The 10,910-nt window shown below is 66.6% G+C and carries 9 protein-coding genes; 3 read left to right on the forward strand and 6 right to left on the reverse strand.

Annotated elements, in window-relative coordinates; genetic code table 11:
- Positions 1-53 precede the first annotated feature (53 nt).
- The 6 genes from NET02_RS16690 to NET02_RS09450 all read right to left on the reverse strand — a co-directional run bounded on the left by NET02_RS16690 (position 54) and on the right by NET02_RS09450 (position 6,874).
- Positions 54-737: a MauE/DoxX family redox-associated membrane protein gene (locus tag NET02_RS16690; RefSeq protein WP_430981078.1), complete on the reverse strand. Its 684-nt coding sequence runs from the start codon at positions 735-737 to the stop codon at positions 54-56.
- Positions 734-1,432 carry a hypothetical protein gene (locus NET02_RS09430; RefSeq protein ID WP_284057150.1) on the reverse strand — a complete coding sequence of 233 codons (699 nt, stop codon included), beginning with the start codon at positions 1,430-1,432 and terminating at the stop codon, positions 734-736. Before NET02_RS09430 ends, NET02_RS16690 begins: the two co-directional genes overlap by 4 nt.
- A gap of 708 nt (positions 1,433-2,140) precedes the next feature.
- A complete protein-coding gene (locus tag NET02_RS09435; RefSeq protein ID WP_284057151.1) occupies positions 2,141-2,836 on the reverse strand; it encodes a response regulator transcription factor in 696 nt (231 codons plus the stop codon).
- Positions 2,837-3,217: 381 nt separating this feature from the next.
- On the reverse strand, positions 3,218-4,003 hold the full coding sequence (locus NET02_RS09440) for an enoyl-CoA hydratase/isomerase family protein (protein WP_284057152.1): 786 nt from the start codon (positions 4,001-4,003) through the stop codon (positions 3,218-3,220).
- A gap of 45 nt (positions 4,004-4,048) precedes the next feature.
- On the reverse strand, positions 4,049-5,581 hold the full coding sequence (locus tag NET02_RS09445) for an acyl-CoA carboxylase subunit beta (protein WP_284057153.1): 1,533 nt from the start codon (positions 5,579-5,581) through the stop codon (positions 4,049-4,051).
- A gap of 93 nt (positions 5,582-5,674) precedes the next feature.
- The gene (locus NET02_RS09450) at positions 5,675-6,874 is read right to left on the reverse strand and encodes an acyl-CoA dehydrogenase family protein (protein ID WP_284057154.1); all 1,200 of its coding nucleotides are present in this window, start codon (positions 6,872-6,874) and stop codon (positions 5,675-5,677) included.
- A 407-nt stretch (positions 6,875-7,281) separates the two neighbouring features.
- On the opposite strand from NET02_RS09450, the gene NET02_RS09455 reads away from it, so the two are divergent.
- The 3 genes from NET02_RS09455 to NET02_RS09465 are packed head-to-tail and all read left to right on the forward strand — an operon-like array spanning position 7,282 to position 10,846.
- A complete protein-coding gene (locus NET02_RS09455; protein ID WP_347711027.1) occupies positions 7,282-8,382 on the forward strand; it encodes a thiamine pyrophosphate-dependent dehydrogenase E1 component subunit alpha in 1,101 nt (366 codons plus the stop codon).
- Between the two features lie 16 nt (positions 8,383-8,398).
- A complete protein-coding gene (locus NET02_RS09460) occupies positions 8,399-9,373 on the forward strand; it encodes an alpha-ketoacid dehydrogenase subunit beta (RefSeq protein WP_284057156.1) in 975 nt (324 codons plus the stop codon).
- A 60-nt stretch (positions 9,374-9,433) separates the two neighbouring features.
- The gene (locus NET02_RS09465) at positions 9,434-10,846 is read left to right on the forward strand and encodes a dihydrolipoamide acetyltransferase family protein (RefSeq protein WP_284057157.1); all 1,413 of its coding nucleotides are present in this window, start codon (positions 9,434-9,436) and stop codon (positions 10,844-10,846) included.
- Positions 10,847-10,910: the final 64 nt, after the last annotated feature.

Genomic DNA, 10,910 nt, shown 5'->3' on the forward strand with positions numbered 1-10,910 from the left:
GCACCTCCGGTATGGATCTTCCTTTTCTCTCTTCGCTTGCCAGGAGAAAGACGTTACAGGGCAGCGGGTGTCAGCATACTGACCGTGCAATCGAACGTATCGACATCGTCGATCGCAACGCACGATTCACAAAGTAATCCATACCCCGGCACATGGATCAACATCACAGCATATGTAAAATCCTCCACGCCCAGTAGAGGCTGATTGGACCGCCCTGACCAGGGGTGAAATCGACGCCGTGTCAGACAATACGCAAACGTGATACTAGCAAGAGGGAAAATAGCGCCCCAAAGGTGCATCTGAGACTCAATACTCATCCAGGATCCGGCTAGTGCTACCAAACTAAGCAACACATTTCGACTATAAGCCCTGAACTCACCGTTCCACCAAGCCGGTGTCAGCGCTCCAAGGCATTGGCAATTTGTCCACGCACGCCGTCGAACTCGGTACACACCGAAAGTCCAGGCTATGAAGGCGACCATCAACACAGCAGCCGCGGTGAATGCCGCCTGGGGTAGAAGACCAACTCCCAACCAGATAGCAATCAGTGCTTCAAGGACGCATACACCAAGGGCAACTTGAGCCGCAATAGGTTTAGGTAATCCAGTCACTTGATACAGCTCTGCACTGAAGTCACGGTGGGAAGCAAGTTTAGCGCCACTCGAAACCCCCAATAACCCTCCGAGTAGCAACTGAAACACGATTGTTAGGAGAGTATCTGTCATAGGCACGCTCATTCATGGATAGACATAATAGACATGCCAAATTCGATCATCTCCTCTTCCGTGAATCCCTCTCCATAGAGCTCAAATGCCCTTTCCGGGATGGACCAGAGCAATGTCGCCCCGGTATTAGGCTGCCATCGTGCGACTGTGCTGCCGTAATCAGCGTACCATCGACCTTGGATAAATAACCCCTGAGAAGTACCTACCATAACTCTGCGTGTCATACCAGCCGCAACACGATAGACAACGCTATTTCCTGGAGGCGGTACGTATTGGCTCAATGCTAGGAGACGAGCACCATCAATTGCGTACCAACTCACCAGCTTATCTACTGGAACTGGTTTTCTGAATCCATCCGGCTCTACTTGAGTAAGCATTATGGTAAACAGTCTATGCTGTATTTGAGCTTGCGTAACAGTCGAGTGAGTAAGTACAAAAGGCTTCAAGGGAAGAGAGCCTAATGCGTCAGGCGATAGTAGCGTGCCTTCCCTTGGAGCCTTGCCGGCAGGCGATGCAAGAGCTAGCTCCCATGGAACTTCCAGTACGCCGAAGCATGGTCTTAGATTCATCGTCAACGTCCCCTTCCTAGCAACATGCAATTGGCCACTGGCAGCCATTGAAGGTACACTGATAGTATTCACACCAACACTCTGTTTGGTGTGTGCAATCAGTACAATAGTAAGTGCCCTGACATCGGTCGAATGCACGCCCTGGTTTTCCCTGCGCAAGGCACCAGGGATTGGTACAAAGCCACGAGCAGGTTGCAACCCACGTACTATCACAGTCAGCACAATAAGCGTATCCAGCCTCCACATTGGTAGGCCATAGTACGGACGCAGTCGAGAGAACAGCCAAGGAGCCAACCGATGCTCTTAATAGGTCTCGCCGCGAGATTTTGTAGTGTGCCATCACCCAAACCTTTCACCAGCGTAGCTGCGGCAGTGCATGGATTGCAGTACTGAGACTCATCGAGAGTGGATTATGACCATGCATCATTCCTCTCCTGATTGCAGGACTGGGACCATACGGTCTGTGGGCCGTGAGCTCACTATCAGTACCCCAGTGACTTCGTGGGGCCTCTGGCTACGCAAAACACTTGTCGTTAAAGCCCAGCGTGGCTCGGCCATCGTATTCCGCCTTCTCGCCCCTTGAGGGCACTTCAACCGGTTCCTGCTCACTCTAAGGATAGGACAGGATGGGCATACAAGACTATTCCCCCAAGAGGTGAATTTTTGTAAACTGTTGGCGTACTCCCGCTTGTCAGATCACCCGATCCCACTGGTCCCACGAACGGCATACTTGCCCACCAGCGCTGGCGCCAGGCCCGGGCGACCTGCCACGCGCACCGTCCACAGCGCAACCAGCCCTGGACCGCCCTTCCGCGCCGCACGGCGTGTCCCCACCGGCCTGCCGGCTCACCAGCCGCCTTGCTCGCCGCCTCGCCCGGTCGCCGGGAGCAGGCCGAGCGCCCGGGCTGCCTCCACCACCGCCGCGCGGCCTCCCCTGGTGCCGAGCTTCTCGCCGATGCGCCGCACGTGGGCCTTCACGGTATCCGCGTCGATCCCGAGCTGCGCGCCGATCTGCACGTAGCTCAGCTCCCAGCGGGCCAGCCAGGGCAGCAGCGCGCGCTCGCGCGGGGTGAGCCAGCGGGCCGCCTCGGCCAGCCGGGCTTCCGCCTGAAGCAGCGAGACGACCGCTCGAGCCACCACCTGGCTGATCACCATGATCTCCCCCGAGAGCGCGACGGTCAGGCAGCGCTCCAGCAGTCCCCGGCTGAGCTCGCTCCAGAGCAGGTAAGCGGAGATGTTGACCGGCTGGCTCGTCCACTCGCGCAGATTGTCCGGGTCGATTCGCCGGGCGAGGACGATGACCGCGCTGTCCGGGCACGGGCCGCGGCGCAGCGCGGCGACGAGCGAGGCGGCACAGGTGCCCTCCAGCGTCTCGCCGATGAAGATCACCTCGGGGCGATGGCTCGCGGCCAGCCGGAGCGCCTGCTCCCGGTCGCCCGCCTCGCCGGCGATCGCTAGCCCTGAGATCGACTCCAGCAAGGCGCGCAGGTCGCCCCAGCCGATCTCGTCCGAGTGGATGAGCAGTACGGACCGCAGTTCCATCGGGGCACCCTGCTGCCCCATCTGTCCCGGCTGCCCGGTCGCTCGCCCCGGCGCCACGCCCGTGCGACGAGCGTCCCCTGGTAGGAGGAGCGCCAGGAGCGGCGCTCGCCGGGCGCGACCAGCCTCAGGCTCGCATCCCTACGCGGAACGCTCGAGCGAGAGTATACTGTCTGTCGAAGTTATGATCCAGCGAGCGGGAGGTAGCTGCTGCTCCCTGCCGGGCGGTGTGTGGCGGCCCTCCGGCTTCCAGGGTCGAGCGAGGAGAGAGGGCTGGCCGGGAGCCGGGTGCTGGGCGCGCGGGTGAGACCTGGCTGGGCTGCTCGACATACCGGTGCGCCCGCATCGCCACGCCGGTGCCGCGCTGCGAGGGGGACGCGAGGCCTAGCGGCCCTTCCACTCCGGCTGCCGGCGCTCGAAGAAGGCGGTCGTCCCCTCGCGAAGGTCCTCGCTCAGGAAGGAGACGAGGCGGATCGTGCTCAGATAGTCGAAGGCCTTGAGCAGGTCGAGCTCCTCGGTCTCGAAGAAGCCGTCCAGCGCCAGCCGCACCGGCAGGGGGCTGAAGCCGGCGATCTGGCGGGCCAGCGCCTGGGCCTCGGCCTCGAGCTGCTCGTGCGGCACCACCCGCTGCACCAGCCCGATCTCCCGGGCCTCCTCGGCCGTCAGCACCGCGGCGGTCAGCATCAGCTCCAGCGCCTTCTTGTGCCCCACCGCCCGGCGGATCCAGGGCATGATCACGAACGGGGCCAGGCCCAACCGCAGCTCCGGCGTGCCGAGCGTCGCCCGGTCGGAGGCGATGGCGAGGTGGCACATGGCGACCAGTCCGCAGCCGCCGCCCAGCGCCGGGCCGTTGACCGCGGCGATCAGCGGCGTGCGCACGAGCGCGCCCAGCTTGAACAGCTCGGCGGCGGCCCGGCCCTCGGCGTAGAGCTGCGGCGCCGGCTTCTCGAAGCTCTGGCGCAGCTCGCCGATGTCCGCCCCGGCGCAGAAGGCCGGCCCGTTGCCGGTGAGCACGATGGCGTGCACCTCCGGGTCGGCGTCGGCCTTGCGGATCGCCGCGATCAGCTCCTCGGTCAGCGCTTCGGAGAGGGCGTTGCGCTTCTCCGGGGCGTTGAGGCGGATGGTCGCTACCCGCTCGGCCGTCTCCACCAGCACCAGTCGCTGCTCCATGCTGCCCTGCCTCCCTCGTCTCGCCCTACCGTGCCAGCGACGCCGTCAGATGATCGTGCCGTGCTTGCGCTTGGGCAGCTCGACGCGCTTGTCGCGGTAGAGGGCGAAGGAGCGCGCCACCTCCTCGCGCAGCCGGCTCGGGGGAATCAGCTCGTCCACCACCAGCTCGCCGGCCAGCCGGAAGATGTCGTAGCCAGCACGGTACTCGGCGCGGAGCTGTTCCACCAGCCGCTGGCGCTCTTCCGGGTCCTCGATCGCCTGGATCCGGTTGTAGTAGACCGCGTTGATCGCCGCCTCCGGGCCCATCACCGCGATCTCGGCCGAGGGCAGCGCCAGGGTGACGTCCGGATCGTAGGCCGGGCCGGACATGGCGTAGATCCCGGCGCCGTACGCCTTGCGCACCACGACGCAGAGGCGCGGCACGGTGGCGCAGGCGGTGGCGAAGATGAACTTGCGGCCCCGGCGCAGGATAGCGTTCTGCTCCACCGCGGTGCCGACCATGAAGCCGGGGGTATCGACGAGGTAGAGCAGCGGGATGTTGAAGGCATCGCAGAGCCAGACGAACTCGGCGCCCTTATCGGCCGACTCGGGGAAGATGGTGCCGCCGCGCACCGCCGGCTGGTTGGCCACGATGCCGACGACGCGGCCCTCGATGCGGGCGAAGCCGGTCACCAGCTCGGCGGCGTACTGCGGGCGCACCTCGAGGAAACTTTCGGCATCGACGATCGCCTCGATGAGGCGGTGCACGTCGTAGGGACGGTTGGGGTCTTCGGGGATCAGGTCGTCGATCTCGGCCGGGTCACGCGCCGGGTCGCGCGGCGGCGCCTCGGGCGGCGCGTCCTCGCAGTGGTCGGGCAGGTAGGCGAGCAGCCGCTTGACGAGCGCCGCGGCCTCCTCCTCGGTGTCCACCACGAAGTGGGCCGAGCCGCTCTTCTTGGCGTGCATCTCGGCGCCGCCCAGCTCCTGCGGCGTCACTTTCTGGCCGATCGCCACCTCGACCATGCGGGGTGAGGCGATGGCCATGGCCGAGTCGCGCAGCATGATCAGGAGATCGCAGAAGACCGGGGTGTAAGCGGTGCCGGCGAAGCAGGTACCGTAGAGCACGCCGATCTGCGGCACGTAGCCCGACATGATACTGTGCAGGTAGAAGATCTCGCCCACGGTGTTCTTCTCGACGTGGTGCCCGCCGGTCTCGTCGATGCGCGCGCCGGAGGAGTCGATCAGGTAGAGGATCGGGCGCCGGGCGCGGATGGCCGCCTGTTGGGTGCGGACGAACTTCTGGGCGTGGTACTGGCCGATGGAGCCGGCCTTGACGGTGTAGTCGCTGGCGACGAAGAACAGCGTCCGCCCGGCGATGCGCGCGCTGCCGGTCACCACGCCGTCGGCAGGCAGCTCGGGATCCCAGCTCCGGGCGAAGCGGCCGGTCTCGGTGTACGGCTCGTGGTCGTCGAAGAACAGGGCCAGCCGCTCGCGCACGAACAGCTTGCCGGCCGCGCGCTGGCGCTCGTGCCCGCGCGGTGGCCCGCCCCGCTCGATGCGCGCGATCTCCTCGAGGACGTGCTGCTCACGCTCTCCCATACCTCACGCTCTTTCCTTCTCTCCCAGCCTCCGGTCGCTGGCCCATCGCGTGCCGGTGTCCCACCCATCCTGCGCCGCCACGGCGAGGCGATTTCAGTACGAGCGCGGCAGGCCGAGCGCGTGCTCGGCGATGTAGTTCAGCAGCATCTCGTTGTTGATCGGCGCCGTCTTGAACAGCCGGGCCGGAGCCAGCATCTGGATCAGGTGATAGCCCTTGACGAAGCCGTTCCCGCCGTGGGTCTGGATCGCGCGGTCGAACGCCTCGAAGGCGATCTCCGAGGCCAGGTACTTGGCCATGGCGGCCTGGAGCCCCACCTGCCGCGACGGCACGCCCTGGTCGAAGGCGGCCGCTGCCTGGTAGGTCAGGAGCCGCGCTGCCTCTTGCAGTACCTTGAGCCGTGCCAGGGGGTGCTGGACAGCCTGGTAGGCACCGATCGGCGTGTCGCCGAAGACCCGGCGCTCGCGGGCGTACTCGGCGGCCTGCCGCAGCGCGAACTCGGTCATGCCCAGGCAGAGCGCGGCAGTCAGAATCCGCTCGGCGTTGAGCGCGTCGAACAGGGCAGCGAGCCCCTCGTGCTCGGGGCCGATGCGGTCGTGTTCGGGTACCGGCACCTCGTCGAAGAAGACGAAGAACTGGCGGAAGCCCTCGATACCGACCGTGTCCATCGGCTGGACGGTGAGCCCCGGCGCCTGGGTGTCGACCATGAAGAGGCTGAGCCCGTGCCGAGGCGGCAGGCCGCGAGCGATGACCGCCTCATAGGGGATGGTGCGCGCGACCACCAGCATCGCCTGCGAGCGGTCGACCCCGGTGATCCAGGCCTTCTGACCGCTCAGTCGGTAGCCGTCGCCGTCGCGGCGGGCCAGCGTGCTGATCCGGAAGCTGTTGGTGCCGGCGTCCGGCTCGGTGATGGCGAAGGCGAGACAGAGCTTGCCGGCGGCGATGTCCGGCAGCCAGCGCCGCTTCTGCTCCGGGGTACCGGCCCGGACGATGGCCATCGTGTCCATGGCAGTGACCATCGCCATCGTGTTGCCGAGCCCTTCGCTGGCAAAGGCCTCGAGCGCGATGGTCATGGTCAGCAGGCCCAGCCCGGTACCCCCGTACTCCTCGGGCACCAGCGCGCCAAAGAGTCCCAGCTCGGCCATCCGGTCCCACAGCTCGTCGGGAAAGTACATCTCGTCGAAGATGGCGTGGAAGTACGCCTCGCGCTGCGGCCGCAGCCGGTGTAACAGCTCCTCGACCGTGGCGCGCACCATCCGGTGCTCCTCGCTGAGCGCGAATCCCTGGGCCGTCATCGCCGCGCTCCTTACTGTGCGCTCGCTCGCGCGTCAGCCTGGTTGTACCGACTCGACAGAAGCGGTGTCAAGCTGGCGTTCGGCTCCCTCATCGTGCCCGAGCGCTGCGCCGCGCCACTCGTCTCGCGCGCTGGGCCGGGATGCGCTAGCCGGCTTTGGCTGCAGGTTTGCCGATTCGGTATACTGTCGTGTAGAGGATCCAGAGCGAAGCCGGAGCAGACCATGAGCGCGGGCTATCGCATCGCCATGCTCGAGCTTCCGATACGGGGCGTATTTCGCCTCGTCCTTAGGATCCTCATACCTGAAAGAGAGCGGTCACACGAAGCCCCCGGACAACCGAATCCGGGGGCTTCGCACTTCAGCGTCTCGGAAAGGGGGCCCTCGTGGTACGAGAAACGCTGCCAGTCATGGAGACCGAATGGTTCCAGCCCTTCACCGAGCAGCCGATTGCCCTCCTCAGCGAGGAGGGCGAATGGATCGGAGATTTTCCCCTCGATCTCGACGAGACACTACTGCGCCAGCTCTACCGCGACATGCTGGCCGTCCGGTTGATGGACGAGCGCTTCACCGTGCTGCTCCGCACCGGAAAGATCAGCTTCACCGCGCCGATGGCCGGCCACGAGGCAGCGCAGGTCGGCGTAGCCCACGCGCTCAGGCGAGGGCACGACTGGGCCTTTCCCTACTACCGGGACTACGGCCTGGCGCTCGCGCTCGGCGTTCCCCTGGTCGAGATCTTCGGCCAGATGATCGGGACGCGGGCCGACCCGAATAAGGGGCGGCAGATGCCGTGCCATCCCAGCTCTCGCCCGCTCAACATCTTCGCCGCGGCCTCGACCGTGGCATCGCACATCCCCCCGGCCACCGGCGCGGCGCTCAGCATGAAGATCCAGGGTACGGGCCAGGTGGCGGTCTGCACCTTCGGTGACGGGGCCACCAGCGAAGGGGACTGGTACGCGGCGATCAACTTCGCGGCCGTGCAGCGGGTGCCCGCGGTCTTCGTCTGCGAGAACAACCGCTATGCCATCAGTGTCCCCTATAGCTGCCAGACGGCGACGCGGACGATCGCCGAGAAGGCGCACGCCTTCGGCATCCCCGGCTACCACGTGGACGGCATGGACGTGCTGGCCTCCTACTACGTCTCGCGCGAGGCGATCGAGCGGGCGCGGGCTGGGCACGGGCCGTCGCTGGTCGAGCTGGTCGTGTACCGCTACGGGGCGCACTCCTCGGCCGACGACGACTCGCGCTACCGCCCGCGCGAGGAGGTCGAGCTGTGGCGGCAGCGCGATCCACTCGTTCGCTACCAGCGGTTCCTCGCCCGGCATGGCCTCTGGAGCGAGGAGTGGGAGCGGCAGCTCCGCGAGGAGATCGCCCGGGAACAGGCGGAGGCGATCGAAGCCGCCGAGCGTGCCGGCGAGGTACCGGCCGAGTGGATGTTCGATGACGTCTACGCCGAGCCGCTCTGGCACCTGGAGCGGCAGCGGGCACTGCTCCGGGCCGAGCTGCAGTAGCTCCGAGGAGGCGACGATGGCGACGCTGACCATGGTGCAGGCGATCGCGCGGACGCTGGCCGAGGAGATGTCGCGAGACGAGCGCGTGGTGGTGCTGGGTGAGGACGTGGGCAAGCGCGGCGGCGTGTTCCTGGCCACCGAAGGGCTGCTCGAGCGGTTCGGGCCTGACCGGGTGATCGATACGCCGCTCTCCGAGGCGGCGATCATCGGCGCCGCGGTGGGCATGGCCGCGCACGGGCTGCGGCCGGTCGCCGAGATCCAGTTTGCGGACTACATCTTCCCCGGCTTCGACCAGCTTGCGACGCAGGCCGCCAAGCTGCGCTACCGTTCCGGCGGGCAGTTCACCGCGCCGATGGTGGTGCGCATGCCGAGCGGGGGCGGCGTACGCGGGGGGCATCACCACTCGCAGAGCCCCGAAGCCCACTTCGCGCACACGGCTGGGCTCAAGGTCGTGGTCGTCTCCACGCCCTACGATGCCAAGGGGCTGCTCAAGGCTGCCATCCGCGACGACGACCCGGTCGTCTTCCTCGAGCCCAAGCGCCTCTATCGCGCGACCCGCGAGGAGGTGCCGGACGACGACTACGTCGTTCCGATCGGGAAGGCGGCCGTGCGCCGCGAGGGTACCGATCTGACCATCATCGGCTACGGCACCAGCATGCCAGAAGTGCTCAAGGCAGGCGATGAGCTGGCCAAGGCAGGCATCTCGGCTGAGATCCTCGACCTGCGCAGCCTGGTGCCGTGGGACATCGAGGCGGTGATGCGCTCGGTGGCCAAGACCGGGCGCGTGGTGCTGGTGGCCGACGCGCCGCGGCTATCCGGCGTGCTGGGCGAGATCGCCGCGACGATCGCCGAGGAGCTGTTCGACCAGATGCTGGCGCCGCCGGTGCGCGTGGCTGGCTTCGACACGCCGTACCCGTACGCGCAGGACAAGCTCTACTTGCCGACGGTCACGCGCATCCTCAACGCGGCTAAGCAGGTGCTGGAGTACTAGCGGGGCGGCGCTGCCGGCGGCTGCTGCGTCTGCCCCGTGGACGCGACGCGAGGAGGCTCGATGCCGAAGGAGCTGATCTTCCCCGAGCTCGCCGAGTCAGTCGTCGAGGGAACGATCGTCAAGTGGCTGGTGGAGGAGGGAGAGCGGCTGGCCAAAGACCAGCCGTACATCGAGATCACGACCGACAAGGTCACAGTCGAACTCCCCAGTCCCTACGAGGGGGTGCTCGTCAAGAAGCTGGTGGCTGAGGGCGACACCGTGCCGGTGCACACGCCGCTGGCCCTGATCGCTGAGGAGCAGGGGGTGGCGGTGAGTGCGCCGCGCGCTGATGAAGCTCCGACGGCGACGGCGCCCGGGCCCTCGCCGGAAGCGGATGGCAGCGCGGCGCTGGCGCTCTTCAAGCCGGACGAGACGCAGCAGGAGACGATCCGGAACCCGTTCCTGGCGGCAGGGTCTGCGGTCGCCGAGGCTCCGCCCGAGCCCGGGCGGGTACGCGCTGCACCGGCGGTGCGGCGCCTAGCGCGCGAGCTGCAAATCGACCTGTCACAGGTGCCGGGGTCAGGGCCGCACGGGCGTGTCCGGATCGAGGACGTGCGTGCCTACGCCGCGCGGCTGCGCGCCCGGCCGGAGGTTCCGCCCGAGATGGGCCCGGCGGCTCCGGCAGAGGAAGAGGCGGCCGTCGTTGCCCCGGCGATGGGGCCGGCTATCGGTGCGCCGGCAGCGTTCCCAGCGCCGCCGGTCTATCGCACGCCGAAGGGGTACGAGCATCTTGAGGAGCGGGTGCCGCTCTCGGCCGTGCGCCGGGCCATCGCCCAGCAGATGGTCGCCAGCCACCTCTACACCGTGCGCACGCTGGCGGTGGACGAGGCCGACCTGACCGAGCTGGTGCGGCTGCGGGAGCAGCTCAAGCCGGAGGCCGAGCGGCAGGGGGTGAAGCTGAGCTATCTGCCGTTCATCTTCAAGGCGGTGGTACGGGCCTTGAAGAAGTACCCGCAGCTCAATGCCAGCCTGGACGAGTCCCGGGGCGAGATCGTGCGCAAGCGCTACTACAACATGGGCATGGCGGTCGCGACCGAGCACGGCCTGATGGTGCCGGTAGTGAAGGACGTCGATCGGAAGAGCGTGCTAGAGCTGGCGGCGGAGATCGAGGATCTGGCCGAGCGGGCGCGCTCAGGCAAGCTGAAGCTGGAGGAGGTGACGGGGAGCACGTTCTCGGTCACCAACATCGGGCCGATCGGCTCGCTCTTCTCGTTCCCGATCATCAACGTACCGGACGCGGCGATCCTGGGGGTGCACAGCATCAAGAAGCGGCCGGTGGCGATGCCGGACGACACGATCGCGCTGCGGCAGATGATGTACCTGTCGCTGTCGTTCGACCACCGGCTGGTGGACGGGGCGGAGGCGGTGCAGTTCCTGAAGGAGGTGATCCGCCTGCTCGAGCGCCCGGAGCTGTTCGTCCTCGAGGCGGTGTGAGCCGCGACCGAGCGAGGCGCGGCGGATCCCGAACGCATCGTTATTGATTAGGTGAGGGTGAATG

The sequence above is a fragment of the Thermalbibacter longus genome (assembly GCF_023806485.1).
Classification (GTDB): domain Bacteria; phylum Chloroflexota; class Chloroflexia; order Thermomicrobiales; family Thermomicrobiaceae; genus Thermalbibacter; species Thermalbibacter longus.

What these genes read in the sequence shown, in the direction of transcription:
- NET02_RS09460 (WP_284057156.1), top strand. Translation starts at nt 8,399, where the DNA reads ATGGCGACGCTGACCATGGTGCAGGCGATCGCGCGGACGCTGGCCGAG.
- NET02_RS09455 (WP_347711027.1), top strand. Translation starts at nt 7,282, where the DNA reads ATGGAGACCGAATGGTTCCAGCCCTTCACCGAGCAGCCGATTGCCCTC.
- NET02_RS09440 (WP_284057152.1), bottom strand. Translation starts at nt 4,003, where the DNA reads ATGGAGCAGCGACTGGTGCTGGTGGAGACGGCCGAGCGGGTAGCGACC.
- NET02_RS09445 (WP_284057153.1), bottom strand. Translation starts at nt 5,581, where the DNA reads ATGGGAGAGCGTGAGCAGCACGTCCTCGAGGAGATCGCGCGCATCGAG.
- NET02_RS16690 (WP_430981078.1), bottom strand. Translation starts at nt 737, where the DNA reads ATGAGCGTGCCTATGACAGATACTCTCCTAACAATCGTGTTTCAGTTG.
- NET02_RS09450 (WP_284057154.1), bottom strand. Translation starts at nt 6,874, where the DNA reads ATGACGGCCCAGGGATTCGCGCTCAGCGAGGAGCACCGGATGGTGCGC.
- NET02_RS09435 (WP_284057151.1), bottom strand. Translation starts at nt 2,836, where the DNA reads ATGGAACTGCGGTCCGTACTGCTCATCCACTCGGACGAGATCGGCTGG.
- NET02_RS09465 (WP_284057157.1), top strand. Translation starts at nt 9,434, where the DNA reads ATGCCGAAGGAGCTGATCTTCCCCGAGCTCGCCGAGTCAGTCGTCGAG.